Below are 21130 nucleotides of genomic sequence, written 5' to 3' on the forward strand. Positions count from 1 at the left end.
CTTAGCCATGACCCGGGAAACGACGGGCGCCGCCCCCTCCCTGACGCTGTCCGGCATCGGCCACGCCTATCTCGGCCGCACGGTGCTCGACGCCGTGGACCTGTCGCTGGCGGCGGGCGAGGTGGCGGCGCTCGTCGGCCCCTCGGGCTGCGGCAAGAGCACGCTGGCGCACATCGCCGCCGGGGTGGTCGAGCCGTCGCGGGGCCGCGTCACGCGGCGCTACCGCCGCCACGGCATGGTGTTCCAGGACCCGCGCCTGCTGCCCTGGGCGACGGCGCGGGCCAACATCGCCTACCCGCTGCGCCTGCTCGGCCTGCCCCGCCGCGAACGGCGGGAGCGGGCGGAGGAGGCCGCGCGTCGGGTGGCGCTCGACCGCGCCGACCTCGACAAATACCCCGTCGAGCTGTCGGGCGGCATGCGCCAACGCGCCGCCATCGCGCGGGCGCTGGCGATCGACCCCGACTTCATCTATTTCGACGAGCCCTTCACCGCGCTCGACGTTGCGCTGAAGCGCCGCATGCAGAATCTGGTGATCGAGGCGGCGCGCGGGGCGCGGTTCGGCGCCCTGTTCATCACCCACGACCTGATGGAGGCGGTGCGCATCGCCCACCGCGTCGTGGTCATGGACGCGCAGGGGCGCGGCATCGCCGGGACGCGCGCCGTTCCCGGCGAACCGGGCGGGCGCGACGACGGCACCGTCTACCGGCTGGTCGCCGGATTCCTGACCGACGACCCGCTGTTCCGCCACATCCACGACATCGACGAAAGGCGGACGCCATGACGGACGCGATCCGAACCGCCCGCGCGCCGACCCTCGCCGGCATTCTCGGCGACGAGGGGCTGCGGCTGTTCTTCCCGCTGTCGGCCCTGCACGCCGCTCTGTGGCCGGTGCTGTGGGCGGTGGTCAACGGCTTCGCCCTGCCCTTCGACGGCGCGATCCCGCCGGGACTGTGGCACGCGCACGAGATGCTGTTCGGTTCCTTCGGCGCGGCGGTGCTCGGCTTCATCACCACGGCCATCCCGGAATGGACCGACAGCCGGCGGCTTCAGGGGCGCGCCCTCTTCGCGCTGGCGGCGCTGTGGGGGATCGGACGGGTCGCCGGGCTGACCGGTGCCGACGGCGCGGCCGTTGTCGCCGCGGTGGCCGACACGGCGTGGCTCGCCGCCCTGCCCGTCTACGTCGCGGCGGTGTCCTGGCGCAAGCGCACGGTCCGGCTGGTCGGCGTTCTCCTCTGGCTGAGCGCGCTCGCGGTGTGCGGTGCCGTGGTTCACGCCGCGTTCGTCATCGGTGACGTGGAACGGGCGCGGGCCGGGCTGCACGCCGCCGGTCTGGTGCTGCTCGGGTTGCTCGGTCTCGTTCTGGCGCGCATTTCGGTGCCCGTCACGAATCTCGTGCTCGACCCCGCTCAGAGCAGTTCGCCCTACCGGCCCCATCCGGGACGCCTCAATCTGGCGCCCGGTCTGGTCGCCGTCGCCCTGGCCGGGGAGATCGCCGGGCTGTCGCCCGCGGTGAGCGCCTATCTCTTCATCGCCGCCGGGGCCGCCTTTCTCGACCGGGTCGCGGAGTCCTTCATCGGACGCGCCGTCTTCCGCGCGGAGATCCTGGTCCTTGCCGGGTCGAGCCTGATGGCGGGCGCCGGTCTGCTGCTGGTCGGCGCTTCCCGGCTGGGGGCCGGGTTCGCCGAAACGCCAGCGCTGCATCTGGCTCTGATGGGCGGGCTGGGCCTCGGCGTGCTGGCGGTCTTCGCCATCGCCGGGCTGTTCCACACCGGCCGGACCTTTCCCCTTCCAGCGGCGGCGCGTCTGGCCGTTGCGCTGCTGATCGGGGCCGTGGTCCTGCGGGTCCTGCCGGAGCTGGGTGTCCTGCCGGCGCCGCCCGGACTGCCCCACGCGCTGGCGGCCCTGCTCTGGGCGGCAGCCTTCCTATCCTGGCTCAAGGTCTATTGGCCCTTCCTGTCGCGGCCCCGCGTAGAGGAGGCCGCCGTGTGCTGATCCCGCGGCGAGACCGGCGAACCCCGATGAATCCCCCCTCCCCCTCCAAAGCCGGCGGCGGCCCTTTCCTCCTCCTCGGAGCGCTCCACGCCGCAGTGCTGGCCGCCGTCTCGGTGCCGTGGTTCCTCGGCCTCATCAGTCCGGAGATGCCGCTCTCACCCCCCTCCTGGCACGCGCACGAGTTTCTGTTCGGCGTCGTGCCGGCCATCATCGCTGGCGTTCTGCTGACGGCGGCGCCGAACCGGACCGGTCATCCGCCTCCGGGCGGCTGGCCGCTGACCATGCTGTTGGCCGTCTGGATCGTCGGGCGGCTGGGCCTAGCCGGATCGGCGGTGCTGGAGCCGCTGACCATCGCTCTGCTTGCCCTGCTGTTCCCGGTGGCCCTCGTCGCTGTGGCCGGACGGGAATTCCTTCTGACGAGAAACGGCCGCAACCTGACGGTCCTCGCCGTCCTTGCCATCCTGGTCGGCGCGCAGGGCCTGTTCCATTGGGAGTTGTGGCGCTTCGGGCGAAGTGTTCACGGCACGCGCCTCGCCGTGGCGGCGCTCCTGGCCTGGACCGTGCTGGAGGCCGGGATCATGCCGGGCATCGCCGGAGGTTGGCGGAAGGCGTACGGCCCCTCCCATCCGCAAGTTCCCTCCTCCCGCATCGACGGGGTGGCGATGGGGCTCGGTCTGCTCGCCCTCGGGATCTGGATCGTTCAAGACGAGGGCATTTTGAACGAACACCTGTCCGGCGCTCTGCTGCTGGCCGCCGGATTCGCGCAGGCGGCGCGACTCGCGCGGTGGCGACCGCGTCACGCACCGTCCGGGCGATCCGTGCCCGTCCTGCGTGTTTCCTGCGCCTTCATCCCGGCCGGGTTCCTGCTGGCGGCCGGGGCCTCGCTGGGCGGCGGTACGGCCTTCAACACCGCGGCGCTCCACGCCTGGACCATGGGCGCCATTGGCGGCATGGCCCTGACGGTGCTGGTGCGGACCGCTGCCTGCCACAGCGGGGCTGCGCCCACGGCTTCCCGGCTGACGACCGGCATCCACCTCGCCGTGGCGGCGGCAGCCTGCGCGCGGATCGCCGCCGCGCTCGACCCGCAGCGCACGATGCTGTTGATTCCCCTGGCGGGTGCCTTGTGGGTCGCCGCTTTCCTGACGTTCGTCCTGCTTCATGGGCGGATGTCAGGCCGCAGGGCGAGCGGGGCCGTGCGGCCGGCGACACCGGACTGAGAGTCCGTCCGGAGAGGGAAACCGGCGCCCGGCTTGGGCAGGGGCTCATGTGGCGTCGGTGGCGGGACCGTCGAAATCCGCCATCGCCTTGTGCCACTGGTCCGACAGGGCTTTTGCCAAGCTGTCGGCGGTGGGGAACGACCGGCACAGCAGCGCGTCGCCATGGACGAAGCGCTCGCGAAGGCTTTCGATCGTCATCGCGATCATCAATCTCAGCACGCCTTCGAATTTACCGCGCTCTTCCTCGGTGAAGGGATGGCCGCGACGGCGGGCGACCACCGCTATGATGCGCTCGACCCACTCGGAATTCATGCGTTCGCGCATGCGCAGCACCTCCGGGTCACGCGTGGCGAGTTCGGAAAACAGGCTGTAGACACCCGCGTTCGCCTCGTAAGCGCGGCAATAGACCGTGTTGGCGTCCAGGATCGCATCGTAACTGCTCCTCGGCCCCCGGGTTGCGGAGCGCCGATACGTCACATGCTCGAAGAACAGGGTGACAAGGACGGCCGCGCACTCGTCCATATCCTTGAAGTGATTATAGAACGTGCCCCGGGACAACCCGGCTTCGTCGAGCAGCGCCTCGACGGTCATCAGCTTTCCCGGAAACGTGCGAAGATGGCGGGCGACGATCGAGAGCAGCATGTAGCGCGTCCGCTCCCGTTTCGGGCGCGTCCGGTCCCGGCTCCACATCGCGAGCACCTCTTCGAAGAACAGCGGAGCGGAGCCTTCGCCGCACGCGGGCTCGCTTCCCGGTTCATCCACACCCTCCCGCATCCTTGCGCCCTCACCCTTCGACCGAATCGGTCCTGACCATGAATGTTGGACAATCGCACTGTACCCACTTGACGCGGTATATTTTTATACATACTGTCATTTTTAGACAATGCGTCATCACTGGACAGGCCGATGGTACCTACGATGGTGGACGTGAATAAACCTTCAAGTGGCACCTTGACCAGGGAGGCGAACCTGCAAACGAGGTCCACCGGCGCGACGATCGAGTTCCAATCCGTCAGGAAGGCCTATGGATCGGTAAAGGCGCTTCATGACTTCTCCTTGACCATTCGTCCGGGAGAGTTCCTGACGATCCTTGGGTCGAGCGGGTCCGGCAAAACCACCGCGCTCAATGCACTTGCGGGCTTTTCCACGGCCGACTCGGGCGATATCCGCATCGACGGGCGTTCGGTGATCGACGAGCCGCCGGAGCGGCGAAACCTGGGGATGGTGTTCCAGAACTACTCCCTGTTCCCCCACATGTCGGTGTTCGACAACATCGCCTTTCCGCTGCGCATGCGCCGTATGCCGCGCCGGGACATCAAGGAGCGGGTGGAGCGGGTGCTGGAGATCGTGCGGCTCGGCCCGTTGGCCGGTCGCATGCCGCGCGACCTGTCCGGCGGACAACAGCAGCGCGTCGCCTTCGCCCGGGCCATCGTGTTCGAGCCTCCGGTCCTGCTCATGGACGAACCGCTGGGCGCCCTCGACCTCAAACTGCGCGAGGCGCTGCAGTTCGAGATCAAGGAAATCCAGCACCAGCTCGGCTGCACCGTGGTCTATGTGACCCACGATCAGCGCGAGGCCCTGGCCATGTCGTCGCGCATCGTCGTGTTGCGCGACGGGCGGATCGAGCAGGTCGGCACGCCGTCCGAAATGTACGACGCGCCGCAAAGCCGCTTCGTCGCCGATTTCATCGGGCAGACCAACCTGCTTGCCGCCGACGTGGCGCAGCCCGGATCGGTGGCCATACCCGAACTCGGCATCACCTATCGGGAAAACACATTCACGGCCCGTGCAGGCTCCTGGTACGCAAGCATTCGCCCCGAGAAGCTGCAGCGCCGCCCGGCCGAAGGGCCGGACATCGCCGTGTCGGTCACCATCCAGGAGGCCGTGTTCCTCGGCGACGTGATCGAATACAGCGCCCGCACCGACCATGGTGCGCTCATCCACTTCCGGGAACAGAGACGCGACAGGGATCGGATCCCGGAACGCGGAGAGACGACGAACCTCGTTCTCCGCCCGTCCGACGTCGTCCTCGTTCCGGACCTCCCCAGAACCAGTCGATGAAAAGCTGAAAGAGGAGCGTTCTATGAACAAGCTGCTGTGGAGCCTCTCTCTCGGAGCGGCGCTCGTCGGCGCCGCGGGTGGTGCGGCGCTGGCTCAATCCCGGGACAAGACGGTCGTGATCGCGAATTACGGCGGCGCCTGGGCGGAAACACTCAACCGCATCTGCATCCAGCCCTTCACCAAGGAGACGGGAATCACCGTCACGCAGGCCGCGACGGAGGACTCCCTCGCCCAGATCCGCGCCCAGCAGACCACCAGGAACATTCTGTGGGACATCGCGCCCACCGAGCGTTCCGGTCTGCCGGTGTCGCAGAAGAACGGTTGGCTGGAGCCCATCGACTGGTCGGTGGTCGACCCCGAAAACAAGCTGCCGCCGATCGCCCGCAAGACCCACGCGATCGGATCGGTGGCCTACTCCACCACCATCGGCGTGCGCACGGACAAGCTGCCGGAAGGCAAGACCTTCACCGGCTGGAAGGACTTCTGGGACGTCAAGCAGTTCCCCGGCCCCCGCACGCTGCGCAACTCCCCGGCCGAGAACCTGGAATTCGCGCTGATTGCCGACGGCGTGAAGCCGTCCGAGGTCTATGACGTGCTCCGTTCGCCGGAAGGCGTGGATCGCGCCTTCAAGAAGCTCGACGAGATCAAGCCGGCGATCACCGTATGGTGGACGAGCGGGCAGCAGCCGGTCCAGCTTCTGGCCAGCGGCGAAGTGTTCTACGCGACCGCCTTCAACGGCCGTATCCAGCAGTTGCAGAAGGACAAGCTCCCGGTCGCGCTGATCTGGAACGGCGGCTCGCTCGACGTCAGCTACTATTCGATCGTCAAGGGCGCCAACAACGCGGCCGCGGCCATGCAGTTCATGAAGTACTGCTGGAACGAGCCGCAGCGTCTCGCCGAGATCGCCCGCGCCATGCCCTACTCCAGCTTCAACCCCGACCTCTACAAGATCCTGTCGGCGGAGGAAGCCAGGCAACTTCCGACCAGCCCGGAAAACATGGATGTGCAGTTCGCGCTGAACGCCGAGTTCTGGGCCGAAAACCTGCCGCGCATTCAGAAGCGGTGGGAAACTTGGCGTCTGCAATGAGCGACGGCGTTTCCATGCCGCGTGATGGGATGGCGGCGGCGCGCCGACGGCGCGCGCCCCTCTCGTCCCTCTGGCTGCTCGCCCCGGCGGCCCTGCTGTTCCTCCTGGCCTTCCTCGTCCCGGTGGGCGAGGTCGCGCTGTGGAGCCTGCAGGGCGACGCCGGGCTGACGGCGGAGCATTACCGGGAAGCGCTTGGCGAGGGTCCCTATCGCACCATCCTGTTCGGGACGTTGCAACTCGCCGCCGGCGTGGCCTTCGCCTGCGTCCTGGCCGGCTATCCCGCCGCCTATTGTCTGGCGTCCTGCCCGCCGCGGCGCCGCACGCTGCTCCTCCTGCTCATTCTGACGCCGCTTTGGGTCAGCGTGCTGGTGCGGACCTTCGGCTGGATCGTCGTCCTGGGCCGCGAGGGATTGGTGAACTCCATGCTGATCGGTGCGGGACTCATCGATGCGCCCCTCCAGATGCTCTACAGCCGAGGGGCCGTGTACATCGCGATGGTGCAGGTGCTTCTGCCGGTCGCCATCCTGGTCATGTTCTCCAGCATGACGACCATCAACCGCTCCCTGCTGCTGGCGTCGCGCATCCTCGGCGCCACCCCGTGGCGTGGCTTCCTCCACGTCTTCCTGCCGCTGAGCGCCGGCGGCGCGGTCAACGCGTGGATGCTCACCTTCGTCCTGGCCCTGGGCTTCTTCATCACCCCGGCCCTGGTCGGCGGGCCGAAGGAAAACATGATCGCGAACATCATCGCGACGCAGATCACGGTGACCCTCGACTGGGGGCTGGGTTCGGCTCTCGGGATGGTGCTGCTGGTCGCCGGCTTCCTGATGGTGGGCGCCGTCGCCCTGCTCTTCCGGCGCGTTACCCGGCTGAGCGGCCATGGAGGGACGCGATGAAACGAACGCTGTGGGAACAGTCCGGACGCTACCTCCTGCCCGTCTATTTCGTCGGCGTCCTCCTCTATCTGCTGCTGCCGCTGTTGCTGGTGGTGCCGATGTCGGTCAGCGAGACCCGCTATCTCAAGTTCCCGCCGACCGGCTTCACGCTGCACTGGTACGAGGACTTCTTCGCCACGCCCGGCTGGATCGAGGCGACGTGGCGCAGCCTGGTCATCGCAGCCGCCAGCGCGCTGCTCGCGACCGTCGTCGGCACGGCGGCGGCGCTCGTCCTGAGCCGCGACGGCCGCGCGGTGCGGATCGCGGGACCGATCTTCCTGGGTCCGCAGGTCGTTCCGGTGATCATTCTCGCCCTCGGCACGCTCCTCGTCTTCAGCCGCTTCGGCCTCTACGGCTCCATGGGCGGCATCGTGCTGGTGCACGCCGTCCTCGCGCTGCCCTTCGTCACGACGACGGTGTCGGGAGCGCTGCGCCAGACCGGCGACACGCTCGCCCGGGCTGCCCGGGTCCTGGGTGCCCGGCCGCACGAGGCCTTCTGGCACGTCACGCTGCCGACCATCCGGCCGGCGGTCATCTCCGCGGGCGTCTTCGCCTTCTTCATCTCCTTCGACGAACTGGTCATCGCCCTGTTCGTGATGGGCCGCAACGAAACCCTGCCAATGCGGATCTGGGCCGACATGCGTCACGACCTGACGCCGGTTGTCGCGGCGGTCGCGTCGCTGCTCATCCTGGCCACCTTTGCGGCGGTTTTCCTGAGCGACCGCATCCAGCGCCGCGCCGCACGGCGCGCGGGATAACCGGTCGCGACATACCCCTCATCTACGGGCCACCCCTCATCTATGGGAAGAGTGATGTTCGCAGATTTTCGCACGGAAGAGCCCGACGCTCTCGCCCGCCGTCTGGAAACGGCAACGCTTCCGGATTCGGTGTTCGACCTCCTGGCGCAAACCGCCGCCCGGCACCCGGACGCCCCGGCGTGGCGGTTCATCGACGACGGTGTCGAGCGGAGCTGGGGCGAGGTGCTGGCCAAGGTCGAAACCGCCGCCGCGGCCTTCGCCGCGCTCGGCATCGGCCCCGGCGTGCATGTCGCGGTCATGGCCTGGAACCGGGAGGAGTTTCCCATCGCGTGGCTGGCTCTGTCCCGCCTGCAGGCGGTGATGGTGCCGGTGAACGCCACCTACACCTCCCGCGAGGTCGAGTATGTGCTGAAGACCTCGCTCGCCGCCTTCCTCATCCTGGAGGCGGAGTTCCTGCCGCATCTCGATGCGCTTGAGACGGTGTCGCTCCCCCCGTCCAGCGTCATCGTCATCGGCGATGGGGCGCTGGGCGGGCATCGCCGCTGGCAGACGCTGATGGACGAGGCGCAGGGCCGCCGCGCACCGTCCACGCCCCGCTCCGCCGACGCGGTCCTCAATCTCCAGTACACGTCGGGCACCACCGGCTTTTCGAAAGCCTGCATGCTGACCAACGACTACTGGCTTTGCCTGGGCTGCAGCTCCACCGAGTTCTTCGCCACGGACCTGCGGCGCTTCTACGTGGGATCGAGCTTCTTCTACATGGTCGGGCAGAGGATCCTGCTGAACGCGATGGTGAGCGGCGGCTGCGCCTTCTTCCCGCGCAAGCCCGGCGCCAAGCGCTTCATGCTCGATGTCGCGCAGCTGGAGTGTGACTACTGCGCGCTCTTCGAAATGGTCTACAAGCAGCCGGCCCGGCCGTCGGATGCGCACAACGCGCTCAAGCTGGCCACCATCTTCGCGTTCGGTCCGGAAAGCCACGCCGACTTCCAGCGCCGCTTCGACGTGTACGGGCAGGAGTTCTACGGCATGACCGAGATCGGCGGCGGCACCTACATGCCGGCGCACCGGATCGCCGAGATGACCGGCTCGGCCAGTTGCGGGGTGGTCGCCCCCTTCCGGGACGCGATGATCGCGGACGAGGACGGCAACCCCGTGCCGACGGGCGCGACCGGGGAGCTTTGCGTGCGTGGCCGCGGCCTGCTGAAGGGCTATTTCGGAAACGAGGAGGCGACGGCGCAGGCGTTCCGCAAGGGCTGGTTCCGCACCGGCGATCTGGCCCGCGTGGACTCCTCCGGGTACCACTACATCCTGGGCCGGACCAAGGACATGGTCCGCCGCAGCGGCGAGAACATTTCGGCCCGCGAGGTCGAGGTGGTGCTGCGCACGCTCGACGGAATCCAGGACGCCGCGATCGTTCCGGTTCCCGACGATTATCGCGGCGAGGAAATCAAGGCCTACATCCAGCTGGCGCCGGGGGTCGATCCCTCGACCTGCACGCCGGCGCGCATCGCCGATCACTGCGGGCGGCATCTCGCGGCCTTCAAGGTGCCCCGCTACTACGAGTATCGCGACTCCTTCCCCCTCACGGATTCGCAGCGTGTGCAGAAGAAGCATCTGCTGGCGGAGAAGCCCGACCTCCGCGTCGGCGCCTACGACTGGCAGGACAAGATCTGGCGCTGACGCCTGCACCCCGTCTTCCTGTGAAAAAAGCCAACCGGCCTCGAAGAGGACTTCTGACATGCCCGAGATTACCGCCCAGACCGAGGGCGCGATCCGCATCCTGACCATCTCCAACGAACCCAAGCGCAACGCGTTCGAAGGCACGATGGCCGCGGATTTCCTAGGCCACCTGAACGACGCGGACAGCGATGGCGCCGTGCGCGTGGTCGTGGTGACGGGCGCCGGCGACATCGCCTTCTCAAGCGGACACGATCTGAACGAAATCGCCTCCGGCGCCCACGCAGCGACGAACCTGGGAGAGGCCCCGTTCCTGCGCCCGCGGGACATGACGAAGCCGGTCATCGCGGCCGTCAACGGGCATTGCTACGCCGCCGCGCTCATCCTCGCTTTGTCCTGCGACCTGCGTGTCGCGAGCGTCAACGCGACGTTCGGGTCGCCGGGCGCCCGCCTGGGCATGCTCCCGGAGGGTGGACAGATCGGCCGGTTGCCACGCCTGATGTCGTCCGCCCGCGCCTTGGAACTGATGCTGACGGCCAATCCCCTGCCCGCGGACGAGGCCTACCGAACCGGCTTCGTCAACCGTCTGGCCGGACAGGGCGAGGCGTTGCAGGAAGCGCTCGTCCTGGCGCGTGCCATCGCCAAGAACGCGCCCTCGGTGGTGGCCGCGATCAAGGCCGGGGTGATCCTGGGGGAGCGCGAGGGGATCGACGCCGCCGGCGCCTATGAGGCGACGGTCGCCCGCCGGCTGGAAAAAGCGGCGGACGCCCGCGAAGGCGTCAGCGCCTTCCTGGAAAAGCGCGCCCCTGTGTTCCGTGGCGGCGCGTGACGGTGCCCATCCGACATCGTCTTCAACGAAGAGAAAGAACCACCATGGCCGAGAACTTCACAGCCTTTGTCATCGAGGACGTCGACGGCAAGCCGAAGGGTGGCTTCACGACGCTGACGCTGGCCGACCTGCCGGACAACGATGTGCTGGTCGAGGTCGCCTGCTCCACGCTCAATTACAAGGACGGACTCGCCGTTTCCGGCAAGGGCCGGATCGCCCGCAAGCTGCCGATGGTCGCCGGCATCGACCTCGCCGGCACCGTGGTCGAATCCCGCTCTCCCGCCTGGAAGCCCGGCGACAAGGTGGTCGTCAACGGCTGGGGCCTGTCGGAAACGCAATGGGGCGGCTACACCCGCTTTCAGCGCCTGAAGGCGGAGTGGTTGACCCGTCTGCCGGACGCCTTCTCGTTCGAAGAGGCCATGGGCATCGGCACCGCCGGCTACACCGCCGCGCTGTGCGTGGACGCGCTGGAACGGTGGGGCGCGGTCCAGCCGGGCGGCAAGGAGGTCCTGGTCACCGGGGCCGCTGGCGGTGTCGGTTCGGTCGCGGTGGCGCTGCTCGCCAAGCGCGGTTACCCGGTGGTCGCCTCCACCGGCCGGCCCGAAACCCATGATTACCTGCGCAGTCTCGGTGCCAGCGGCTTCATTGACCGCGCCGCCCTTCTGGAAAAGGGAGCCCCGTTGCAGAAGGAGCGCTGGGCCGGCGGTGTCGATTCGGTGGGCGGACAGACTCTGGTCAACGCGCTGTCGCAGACGGTTTGGGGCGGTGCCATCGCCGCCTGCGGCTTGGCCGGCTCGTCCGATCTGCCGGGCACGGTCTTGCCGCACATCCTGCGCAACGTCGCGCTGCTTGGCGTCGATTCCGTCATGGCTCCGCAGGACCGCCGTGACGCCGCCTGGACACGGCTGGCTCGCGACCTGGATCGGAGCGCGCTGAAGACGATGTACGAGGTGCAGCCCTTCGACGCGCTTCCCGAACTGGCCACCAGGATTCTCGCCGGGAAAATCCGTGGCCGCGTGGTCGTCGACGTAACCCGTTGAGGACGGTTCCGGCCCGTCCGGCAGCCCCGCCCGGTGCGGAACCTTGTGGTTCCGCGGCGGGGCCGCCCTGAAACGACGTGGCCGGCGCCCCTTGCGCGACGGCGTCCCGTCACTCCGGTTTGCGCACCAACGTCGCGATCAACGAGAGGGCAATGTCCCACACGGTGTCGCTGCGGGCCGAGCCTTTGTGGATGCGGATGCCGTTGCCCGGCTTGGTCTTGCCGATCATGAAGACATCCGACGACACCACGCCGATGCCCCGCTCATAGAGCATTTCGGCGATGGCCGTGGAATCAGCCCCAGCCCCAGCCCCTGCGCGGCGGCCTTCATGCTGGCCAGCACCACCGGGATGGCGTGCTGGGCGCCGGCGGTCGGGGCCCCGGACTCAGCTCGCAACTGCATCTCCAACATCCGGCTGGACGGGCTGGCCCCGGAGCAGGCCGTCGCACGGATCGCCGATCTGGTCCGGGGCGTGTGGCGGGCGCGGGTCAGCGGTGTCGCGCTCGCCGCCGCCGTCGGTCAGCGCCTTGAGCGGAGCAGGCCGGTGTCCACATCGCCCACGGAGCGTGCCGGGCATCGCGGCGCGGACACACCACCAAGCGCCTCCTTCCCAAGGCCGTAAGCCCGCGCGCGAGCGGCGTCCTGCACCGGCGTGAGCGCGGCATCGACGGCGCTGGGCCGAGCGGTCTCCTCCTTTTGACCGTGCGGAACAAGGCCGTCGATCTGCCGTGACGACGCCCGAGCCTCTTTGTCCCTGCGCAAACCGCAAGCCGTTCGGCATGGCCAAGCTCAGCCCAGGCGTCACCGTGCCGCCACTCCATGGGCGGCGGCCCGACGCTCGGGACGCTCGGGACGCTCGGTGCGCGTGTATTCTCATATTATGAGAAATCACTTTCATATTGCGAGAAGATTTGTTGACGCGACGTTTGGGTTGGCCAATCATCCGAACGTCAGCCACACACCGCAGAATTGATCGTTCCCGTGTCAAAAGCATCGTCACAAACCCCAGCCTCTTCTCCCGAACGCGAGGCCGGCAGCGCAGGCCCGAGTGGCGCGCAGGCGATCTTGCGGGCGATCACGCTTCTGCGCGCCGTTGCGCGAACCAACGACCGTGGCGCCCGCGCCAACGCGCTGGCGGCGGAGACGGGGTTGTCGGTCGCCACCACCCATCGCATCCTCGGGGTGTTGGCGCAGGAAGGGCTGCTGACCCACGATCCCTATTCCAAGCTCTATCATCTCGGGATGGAGCTTTCCGTGCTCGGCGCGGCGGCCCAGGAATTCTCCATCCGTGACCGTCTGCGCCCGGCGCTGGAGCAGATCGCCCTGGAGGTCGAGGACACCATTTTCCTGCTGATCCGGTCGGGCAACGACGCGGTGTGCATCGACCGGGTGGAGGGCAGCTATCCGATCCGCACCCTGACGCTCGACATCGGTGCGCGTCGTCCGCTCGGCATCGGTGGCGGCGGTCTGGCCCTGCTCGCCTTCCTGCCCGACGCCCAGCTCGAAGCCGTGCTGGCGGCCAACGCCCAGCGCTATTCCAGCTATGCCGACTTCACGGCGGACGACATCCGGCGCTTCGTCTTCGAAGCCCGTGAACTCGGCTACGCGCTCAACAACGGCATCCTCCGTCCGAACGTCGCGGCGGTCGGGGTGCCCGTCCTTGATGCCGACGGCCGGATCGTCGCCGCCGTCAGCGTCGCCGCCATTCCCGACCGTCTGCCGGAGGACCGGCAGGAGCGTGTCGCCGAAATCATCGCCCATCACGTCCAGCGTGTCTGGGGCCAGCGTGTCTGGAACACCGCCGACGGCCGCCCATGACACCCGCAATGACCCCAGCCCTCTGACCACATCCGACGCGCACCGAAGAAGGCGCGAATCCCAGGAGGAAAAGAAATGAGCCATGCCCTGAGGGCGGCCGCCGCGGCCGCCGCCGCCACCTTTTTGTCTTTTGCCGCCCCGGCGCCGGCGTCGGCCGGCAAGGCCGACGACACGCTGAACATCGCCTGGGCTGGCGAATTGCCGACGCTCGACCGGTACTTCAACGTCCTGCGCGAAGGCGAACTCGTCGCGCGCATGGTCTTCGACTCGCTGCTGACCGTCGATCCGCAGACCTTCGACTACAAGCCGCTGCTCGCGTCCTCGTACCGCTTCGTCGACAACCGGACCATCGAGTTCGAACTGCGCCGTGACGTGCGGTTCCACGATGGCGAGCCGTTCGACGCCGACGACGTGGTCTACACGCTGAACCTGATGGCCGATCCGGCGACCCGGGTCCTCAGCCGGCAGAACGTGGATTGGATCGAGAAGGTCGAGAAGATCGACACGCACATGGTGCGGCTGACCATGAAGGCGCCGACACCGCTGGCCCTGGAGTACCTGTCGGGACCGCTGCTGATCTATCCGCGCGACTATTATTCCAAGGTCGGCAGCCAGGGCATGGGGTTGCGGCCGGTCGGCACCGGCCCCTACAAGGTGACCGCGTTCGACCCCGGCAAGCGCATCGTCTTCGAAGCCAACCGCGCGTATTTCGACGGCAGCCCCAAGGGCCGGCCGACCATCGGCCGCATCGTCCAGCGCACCATTCCCGACCAGAACACCCAGATCGCCGAGCTGCTCAGCGGCGGCGTCGACTGGATCTGGAACGTGCCCAACGATCAGGCGGCCAAGCTCGCGTCCATGCCGAACGTCGTGGTACAGAACGCGCAGACGATGCGCTTCGGCTATCTGGCGTTCGACGCCTCCAACCGCACCGGCCACTCCTCGCCGGTCAACGACGTCCGGGTCCGCCAGGCCATCGCCCACTCCATCGACCGCAAGACCATCGTCAAGCGGCTGGTCCGTGGCGCCTCCGAGGTCATCGACGCGGTCTGCTTCCCGACCCAATTCGGTTGCGTCCAGGACGTGGCGACCTACGACTACGATCCGGTCAAGGCGAAGGCGCTTCTCGCCGAGGCCGGCTATCCCAACGGACTCGACATCGAGTTCCACGCCTACCGCGACCGTCCGGTGGCCGAGGCGATGATCGGCTACATGAAGGCCGTCGGGATCAACGCCAAGCTCACCTACCTGCAGTACGAGGCGCTGCGGGACAAGGTCTACAACGGCGAAACCGACTTCACCTTCATGTCCTGGGGCTCCTACTCGATCAACGACGCGGCGGCCAGCGTCAGCCAGTTCTTCAAGGGATCGAAGGACGATTACGCCCGCGACCCCCAGGTGATCGGCTGGCTGGAGGGCGCCGATTCCGCGATCGATCCGGCGACGCGCAAGGACCTCTACGGCAAGGCGTTGCGGCGCATCGCCGAACAGGCCTATTGGCAACCGCTGTTCACCTACAACGTCAATTACGTCCACAGCAAGGACATCGCCTTCACCCCGACGGCGGACGAGATCCCGCGCTTCTACGCGGTGACCTGGAAATGAACCGCCCACCGGCCGCCGCCCCACCCTCCCGTCACCACTCCTCCCTTCCGTGGAGTCCGCCATGCTGGCCTACAGCTTGAAGCGTCTGCTTCTGGCCGTGCTGGTCGCCGTCACGGTCTCCGTCGGCTCCTTCGCCCTGCTGCGGGCGGCTGGAGACCCGGCGGTGGCCATGGCCGGCCACTCCGCCACGGCGTCCGACATCGAGTTCATCCGCGAAACCTACGGCTTCAACCGCCCCCTGCCCGTCCAGTACGCCGACTGGCTGGTCAAGGCGCTGCAGGGCGACTTCGGGGAAAGCCTGTACTTCCGCATGCCGGTCAGCCGCATGCTGGCCGACAAGCTGCCGACCACCATGACGCTCGGCGGGCTGGCGCTGGCCTTCGCGCTGTGCGTCGGGCTGCCGCTCGGCATCATCGCGGCGATCCGGCCGAACAGCTGGATCGACCGCACGGCGCTGCTGGTCTCCGTCACAGGGCAGGCCATGCCGACCTTCTGGTTCGCCCTGGTGCTGGTCGTGCTGTTCAGCATCACCTTTCCGCTGCTGCCGCCGTCCGGTTCGGGAACCTGGAAGCACTTCGTCATGCCGACCGTGGTGCTCGGCTATTACGCCACACCGGCGATCATGCGGCTGACGCGGGCGGGGATGCTCGAAGTGCTGGCCTCCGACTACATCCGCACCGCGCGGGCCAAGGGCCTGCATCCGGCCGTGGTGCTGCTCAAGCACGCTTTGCGCAACGCCGTGATCCCGGTGGTCAGCCTGTCGGCGGTGCAGTTCGGCTTCATGCTGGGCGGATCGGTGGTGGTGGAGACGGTGTTCGCCCTGCACGGCACCGGCCAGCTCGCCTGGGAATCGATCAGCCGCTCCGACCTGCCCACCGTCCAGGCCATCGTGCTGGTGCTCTCCAGCTTCTACGTCGTCCTCAGCCTGATCGCCGACCTTCTCAACGCGTGGCTCGACCCGCGCATCCGGGTGGCTTGAATGACCATGTCCGAAACCCTCAGGGCACCGGCCGCGCCCGCCGCCGCCGCGCCGCCGCCGACCCCCGGCCAGATCCTGCGCCGCCGCATCCTCGGCCACTGGAGCCTCATGGGTGGGCTCGCCGTGCTCGGCCTGATCCTCCTGCTTGCCGTGCTGGCCCCCTTCGTCGCGCCCGACGACCCCTACCGGCAGGATCTCATGGAGCGGCTGGTGCCGCCGGTGTGGAACGCCGAGGGAAGCTGGACCCACCCGCTCGGCACCGACCATCTCGGCCGCGACTATCTCAGCCGTCTGCTGTACGGCGCCCGCGTGTCGCTGCTCATCGGCTTCGCCGCGGCGCTCGGCTCCGGGGTGATCGGCACGACGCTCGGCGTCTGTGCCGGCTATTTCCGCGGGCGCGTCGACATGGTGGTGACCTTCCTGGTGACCGTGCGGCTGTCCACGCCGGTGGTGCTGGTGGCGCTGGCGGTGGTGGCGCTGTTCGGCGGTTCGCTGGAGGTGGTCATCCTGGTGCTGAGCGCGCTGCTGTGGGATCGCTTCGCCATCGTCATGCGCACTTCCACCATCCAGGCCACCAGCCAGGACTACGTCCTGGCGGCGCAGGCGGTGGGCTGCTCGGTGCCGCGCATCATCTTCGGCGAGATCCTGCCGAACGTGCTCAACAACCTCATCATCGTCGCCACGCTGGAGATGGCGCACGCCATCCTGCTGGAGGCGGCGCTGTCGTTCCTCGGGCTGGGCGTGCAGCCGCCGCTGCCGTCCTGGGGCCTGATGGTCGCCGAGGGGCGTTCCAACCTGTTCTTCGAACCCTGGCTCATCGCCATTCCGGGCGTCGCCCTGTTCCTGCTGGTGCTGGCCATCAATCTGGTCGGCGACGGCGTCCGCGACGTCACCGCCCCCGACGGCCGCACGTGAGGTCCCCGTCATGACCCCCATTCTCGAAGTCGAAGGGCTGTGCGTCGACATCCCGACGCCGGCCGGAACCCTGCACGCCGTGCGCGACGTCTCCTTCCGGGTCGGCAAAGGCGAAATCCTCTGCATCGTCGGCGAGTCCGGATGCGGAAAGTCGCTGACCTCGCTGGCGCTCATGGATCTGCTGCCGGGGCGCGCCCGGCGCGAAGCCCGACGCTTGTCCTTTGCCGGCACCGACCTGGGCACCCTGTCGCCGAGAGCGATGCGGAACCTGCGCGGCAACCGGATGGCGATGATCTTCCAGGAGCCGATGACCTCGCTCAACCCGGCCTTCACCATCGGCAACCAGATGGCCGAGGCGCTGCGCTGCCACACCCGCGCCAGCGCCGCCGAAGCGCGCGAGCGGGCGGCCGAGCTGCTGGCCCTGGTCGGCGTGCCCGCCGGACGGGACCGGTTGAACCAGTACCCGCACCAGCTCTCCGGCGGCCTGCGCCAGCGGGTGATGATCGCCATGGCGCTGATGGGCTCGCCCGACCTTCTCATCGCCGACGAACCGACGACGGCGCTGGACGTCACCATCCAGGCGCAGATCCTTCACCTGCTGGAGGACCTGCGCGACCGCACCGGGCTGTCGATCGTCCTCATCACCCACGACCTCGGCGTCGTCGCCCAGCTCGCCGACCGGGTCGTCGTCATGTACGCCGGCTCGGTGGTCGAGGAGGGACCGGTGGACGAGGTCTTCGGACGGCCGGCCCATCCCTACACGCGGGGTCTGCTGGAGTGCGTTCCGGTTCCGGGGCGCACGCCGCCGGGATCGCTCCTGGGTTCGATCCCCGGCGTCGTGCCGAGCCTGATCGGTGCCATTCCGGGCTGCCCCTTCGCCGCCCGCTGCAGCTTCGCCGCGGACGCCTGCCTGACCCGTCAACCACCCCTGCGGTCTGCCGGCGCCAGCCACAGCCACAGCTTCCGCTGCGTCCTGGAGGGCTCGGCATGATCCCCGTCACCATTCCCGGCCCGGAGCGGGCCGCGTCCACCGACGCCGTCCTCGAACTGCGCGGGGTCAGCCACACCTATCAGGTCCGCCGCTCGCCGTTCCGCAAGAGCGTGCCGTTGCGTGCGGTGGACGACGTGTCGCTGTGCGTCCACCGCGGCGAGGTGCTGGGCCTCGTCGGAGAATCCGGCTGCGGCAAGAGCACGCTGTCGAAGATCCTGCTGGGCCTGCTCCCGCCCAGCTCCGGCGCGGTGCTGATCGACGGCGCCGCGGTGTCCGGGGCCGGGCAGGCGGCGTTCGCCCGCCGGGTCCAGCCGGTGTTCCAGGACCCCTACTCCTCGCTGAACCCGCGCAAGACCGTCGCCCAGATCATCGGCCTGCCGCTGGCCGTGCACGGCGTCGGTGACCGCGCGGGCCGGCGCCAGGCGGTCACCGCCATGCTCGATTGCGTCGGCCTGCCGCGGCGCGTCCTGGACACCTATCCCAAGCAGCTGTCCGGCGGCCAGCGGCAGCGCGTCGCCATCGCCCGCGCCCTGATCATGCGCCCCGAGGTGGTGGTCTGCGACGAGCCGACGTCGGCCCTCGACGTCTCGGTGCAGGCGCAGATCCTCAACCTGCTGACCGAACTGCGCCGCGAGTTGAATCTCGGCATGCTGATGATCAGCCACAACCTCGCGGTCATCGAGCACATGGCGACCTGGATCGCCGTCATGTATCTCGGCCGCATCGTCGAGTCCGGGCCGACCCGCGCGATCTTCGAGCGGCCGCGGCATCCCTACACGCGGGCCCTTCTCCAGTCGGTGCTGACGACGGTTCCGGGACACGGCATCCCCGACCCGCTTCCCGGCACCGCGATCCCCAGCCCGGTCGACCGGCCGGCCGGCTGCGCCTTCCACCCGAGATGCCCGTTGGCGACCGACCTGTGCCGGACCGTTCCGCCCTCGCGGGTCGCCGATGCCCGTCAAGGCGGGTTCGTCGAATGCCATCTGTTCCCGGCCGGCGAAGCGGAGGCGGCATGACCATGCATCGGGGCAACCATGACGACCCGCACACCGTCGTCACCGAAGAGCGCTACATTCCGGCCAAGGACGCCGGCATCCAGCTCTACCTGCGCAACAAGCGCCCGGCCGGTGTCACCGCGTTCGGGGCGGAGCGCACGGTGCTGCTGGTGCACGGCTCCAGCTATCCCGCCCACACCGCGTTCGACCTGCCGCTCGACGGCATGTCGTGGATGGATTACATGGCCGGGCGCGGCTTCGACGTCCACTGCCTGGACCTCCGCGGCTTCGGCCGCTCCACGCGCCCCCCGGAAATGGACCGCGCGGCCGCGGCGGCGGAGCCGGTCGTCGACACCAGCACGGCCCTGCGCGACGTCGCCGCCGCCGTCGAGCACATCCTGGAAAGCCGCTCCATCGACCGGCTCTGCCTGATCGGCTGGTCGTGGGGCGCCACCCTGGTCGGAGCCTACACGGCCGAACACGGCGAGCGCGTGGCGCGGCTCGTGCTCTACGCCCCGCAATGGCTGCGCGACACCCCGCATCCGGCGGGCGGCTGCACGCCCCTGGGCGCCTACCGCACCATTACGGTGGGGGACGCCCGGCAACGCTGGCTGTCCGGCGTGCCGGAGGACCGGCGGGACGCGCTGGTGCCGCCGGCGTGGTTCGACGCCTGGGCCAGCGCGACCTTCGCCTCCGACGCCGTGGGCGCGACCCAGGAGCCGCCGGTCATCCGGGCCCCGAACGGAAACATCGCGGACTCCATGACCTATTGGTGCTCCGGGCGTCCGCTCTACGACCCCGGACGCATCCGCTCCCCCACCCTGGTGGTGGTCGGCGCCTGGGACGCCGACACCCCGGTCGCGATGGCCGAACAGGTGTTCCGGGAGTTGGGGGCGGCCTCCCAGCGCCGCATGGTGGTCATCGGCGACGCCACCCACACCGTCCTTCTGGAGCGGAACCGCATGCAACTGTTTCGTGAGACGCAACTGTTCCTTGAAGAGCAGGGCTGAGGGTGCCGTCAGGCCGGCTTCGCGTCGGGACTTGAGGAGCGGCCGTTTCCGGTCGCCCGTCCCGTCCGAGTGGGCACCGTTGCCGGCCTCAGCGGCCGGCAACAAACAAGCCTGAGGGGATGTCGCGGAACTGCTGCTGGATGGCCTCGACGGCGCTCATGTCCGCGAGCAGAGCCGCGACGCAGTCCGGATCGAACTTCCGGCCCGCCTGCTCGCGGAGGAAGGCCGCCGCGGCCTCGTTCGTCCACGCCCCCTTGTAGGGACGTTCCGATGTGAGCGCGTCGAACACGTCGGCGACCGCGACGATGCGGGCTTCCAGCGGAATGGCCACGCCGGAAAGGCCGTTGGGATAGCCCGAGCCGTCAAAGGCCTCATGGTGACAGCCCACCACATTGCGCAGAATGGCGGCGTGCGGCAGGGCGCCAAGGCCGTGGTCGTGAATCATCGCGTTGATGATGTCCAAGCCCTTGGTCACGTGCGTTTTCATGACCTCGAACTCGTCCGGCGACAGCTTGCCGGGCTTGAGCAGGATGCTGTCCGGCACCGCCACCTTGCCGACATCGTGCAGGGGGGCGTACTGGAGCACATACTCGATGAACTCGTCGGACAGGCCGTGCGTCGGTGCGATTGTCGCCGCGACAAGCTGGGCGTAGCGGCTCATGCGGTTGAGATGAGCACCGGTCTCCTCATCACGGTAGTGGCTGACCTCAAGCGCCGTGTGCACGGCTGCCAGCATGGCGCGCGTGCTGGTCATCTCCGACGCGACGAGCACGCCGATGACCCGCCGGTACGGCAGCAGCGCCGACACGATGGGTTCGGTGAAGAATCCCTCCTTCCTGGAGTTCAGGAAAAGGAAGCCGTACAGATCGCCCTGCCAGTGGATGCGGCTCACACAGCGTGAACGGAAACCATGCTTGAGCAGCCGGCCGCCCGGCCCGGCGGAACCGGGGGCCGACATGATCGCGTTGTCGATCAACGGGCGTCCCGTCCCGGCGACCGCCTGCAGAAGAGGATAATCGCACAGCCTGCCGGAGAGGGGTTCGAGGGGCCGCGGGCCGACGTTGCTGTGGATGAACGTCCGGACCCGCTCACCCCTGGGATCGTAGGTCGCCACGGCGATCCGGTGCAGATGCTCCAGTCCGGGCCATTCGCGGATCTCCTCATGCAACGACTGGAGCCGCTCCTCAAGGCCTCCACTCTGCTCCATCCAAGGATCTTCACCGA

At 68.5% G+C, this 21130-nt stretch carries 20 protein-coding genes; 18 read left to right on the forward strand and 2 right to left on the reverse strand.

The genetic code is table 11. The features are described 5' to 3' along the window. Positions 1-7 precede the first annotated feature (7 nt). Genes ACWPN7_RS28205 through ACWPN7_RS28215 form a run of 3 tightly spaced genes read left to right on the forward strand, consistent with a single transcriptional unit; the run spans position 8 to position 3209 of the window. The gene (locus tag ACWPN7_RS28205; RefSeq protein WP_459196344.1) at positions 8-781 is read left to right on the forward strand and encodes an ATP-binding cassette domain-containing protein; all 774 of its coding nucleotides are present in this window, start codon (positions 8-10) and stop codon (positions 779-781) included. Further along, entirely contained in the window at positions 778-1992 is a 1215-nt protein-coding gene (locus ACWPN7_RS28210) for an NnrS family protein (protein ID WP_459196345.1), read from the forward strand. Before ACWPN7_RS28205 ends, ACWPN7_RS28210 begins: the two co-directional genes overlap by 4 nt. A 26-nt stretch (positions 1993-2018) precedes the next feature. Then, positions 2019-3209, forward strand: a complete 1191-nt coding sequence (locus ACWPN7_RS28215; protein WP_492273528.1) for an NnrS family protein — start codon at positions 2019-2021, stop codon at positions 3207-3209. 45 nt (positions 3210-3254) lie between these two features. On the opposite strand, the gene ACWPN7_RS28220 is transcribed toward ACWPN7_RS28215, so the two are convergent. Then, positions 3255-3971, reverse strand: a complete 717-nt coding sequence (locus ACWPN7_RS28220; RefSeq protein ID WP_349619367.1) for a TetR/AcrR family transcriptional regulator — start codon at positions 3969-3971, stop codon at positions 3255-3257. 156 nt (positions 3972-4127) lie between these two features. Between ACWPN7_RS28220 and ACWPN7_RS28225 the strand changes: the two genes are divergently transcribed. The 15 genes from ACWPN7_RS28225 (at position 4128) to ACWPN7_RS28295 (ending at position 19906) form a co-directional block, all read left to right on the forward strand. Further along, positions 4128-5270: an ABC transporter ATP-binding protein gene (locus tag ACWPN7_RS28225; RefSeq protein ID WP_247874678.1), complete on the forward strand. Its 1143-nt coding sequence runs from the start codon at positions 4128-4130 to the stop codon at positions 5268-5270. 22 nt (positions 5271-5292) lie between these two features. Next, complete coding sequence (locus ACWPN7_RS28230) at positions 5293-6357, forward strand: ABC transporter substrate-binding protein (RefSeq protein WP_040137521.1); 1065 nt, start codon at positions 5293-5295, stop codon at positions 6355-6357. A 14-nt stretch (positions 6358-6371) separates the two neighbouring features. Next, complete coding sequence (locus tag ACWPN7_RS28235) at positions 6372-7250, forward strand: ABC transporter permease (RefSeq protein WP_492273529.1); 879 nt, start codon at positions 6372-6374, stop codon at positions 7248-7250. Next, positions 7247-8047 (forward strand): ABC transporter permease, encoded by an 801-nt coding sequence (locus ACWPN7_RS28240; RefSeq protein WP_014198829.1) that lies wholly within the window; start codon positions 7247-7249, stop codon positions 8045-8047. The genes ACWPN7_RS28235 and ACWPN7_RS28240 overlap by 4 nt, the downstream gene beginning before the upstream one ends. 54 nt (positions 8048-8101) lie before the next feature. Then, the gene (locus ACWPN7_RS28245) at positions 8102-9727 is read left to right on the forward strand and encodes a class I adenylate-forming enzyme family protein (RefSeq protein WP_459196347.1); all 1626 of its coding nucleotides are present in this window, start codon (positions 8102-8104) and stop codon (positions 9725-9727) included. Positions 9728-9785: 58 nt separating this feature from the next. Beyond that, positions 9786-10553: an enoyl-CoA hydratase/isomerase family protein gene (locus tag ACWPN7_RS28250; protein ID WP_349619365.1), complete on the forward strand. Its 768-nt coding sequence runs from the start codon at positions 9786-9788 to the stop codon at positions 10551-10553. Between the two features lie 44 nt (positions 10554-10597). Continuing rightward, positions 10598-11593 carry an MDR family oxidoreductase gene (locus tag ACWPN7_RS28255; RefSeq protein ID WP_459196348.1) on the forward strand — a complete coding sequence of 332 codons (996 nt, stop codon included), beginning with the start codon at positions 10598-10600 and terminating at the stop codon, positions 11591-11593. Between the two features lie 328 nt (positions 11594-11921). Further along, on the forward strand, positions 11922-12215 hold the full coding sequence (locus ACWPN7_RS28260) for an ethanolamine ammonia-lyase light chain EutC (RefSeq protein WP_040137518.1): 294 nt from the start codon (positions 11922-11924) through the stop codon (positions 12213-12215). Between the two features lie 443 nt (positions 12216-12658). Continuing rightward, positions 12659-13411, forward strand: coding sequence for an IclR family transcriptional regulator (locus ACWPN7_RS28265; RefSeq protein ID WP_103040125.1), 753 nt, complete (start codon positions 12659-12661; stop codon positions 13409-13411). A gap of 75 nt (positions 13412-13486) precedes the next feature. Then, the gene (locus ACWPN7_RS28270; protein WP_459196349.1) at positions 13487-15016 is read left to right on the forward strand and encodes an ABC transporter substrate-binding protein; all 1530 of its coding nucleotides are present in this window, start codon (positions 13487-13489) and stop codon (positions 15014-15016) included. A 61-nt stretch (positions 15017-15077) separates the two neighbouring features. Next, positions 15078-15995 (forward strand): ABC transporter permease, encoded by a 918-nt coding sequence (locus tag ACWPN7_RS28275; RefSeq protein ID WP_103040127.1) that lies wholly within the window; start codon positions 15078-15080, stop codon positions 15993-15995. Continuing rightward, the gene (locus tag ACWPN7_RS28280; protein WP_103040128.1) at positions 15996-16910 is read left to right on the forward strand and encodes an ABC transporter permease; all 915 of its coding nucleotides are present in this window, start codon (positions 15996-15998) and stop codon (positions 16908-16910) included. A gap of 10 nt (positions 16911-16920) precedes the next feature. Then, the gene (locus ACWPN7_RS28285; protein ID WP_459196350.1) at positions 16921-17901 is read left to right on the forward strand and encodes an ABC transporter ATP-binding protein; all 981 of its coding nucleotides are present in this window, start codon (positions 16921-16923) and stop codon (positions 17899-17901) included. Next, a complete protein-coding gene (locus ACWPN7_RS28290) occupies positions 17898-18917 on the forward strand; it encodes an ABC transporter ATP-binding protein (protein ID WP_459196351.1) in 1020 nt (339 codons plus the stop codon). Before ACWPN7_RS28285 ends, ACWPN7_RS28290 begins: the two co-directional genes overlap by 4 nt. After that, on the forward strand, positions 18914-19906 hold the full coding sequence (locus ACWPN7_RS28295; RefSeq protein ID WP_451996850.1) for an alpha/beta hydrolase: 993 nt from the start codon (positions 18914-18916) through the stop codon (positions 19904-19906). Before ACWPN7_RS28290 ends, ACWPN7_RS28295 begins: the two co-directional genes overlap by 4 nt. 88 nt (positions 19907-19994) lie before the next feature. Here ACWPN7_RS28295 and ACWPN7_RS28300 read toward each other — a convergent pair whose 3' ends face one another. Then, on the reverse strand, positions 19995-21113 hold the full coding sequence (locus ACWPN7_RS28300) for an HD-GYP domain-containing protein (protein ID WP_040137512.1): 1119 nt from the start codon (positions 21111-21113) through the stop codon (positions 19995-19997). Positions 21114-21130: the final 17 nt, after the last annotated feature.

The sequence above is a fragment of the Azospirillum sp. UENF 312511 genome, from assembly GCF_058780635.1.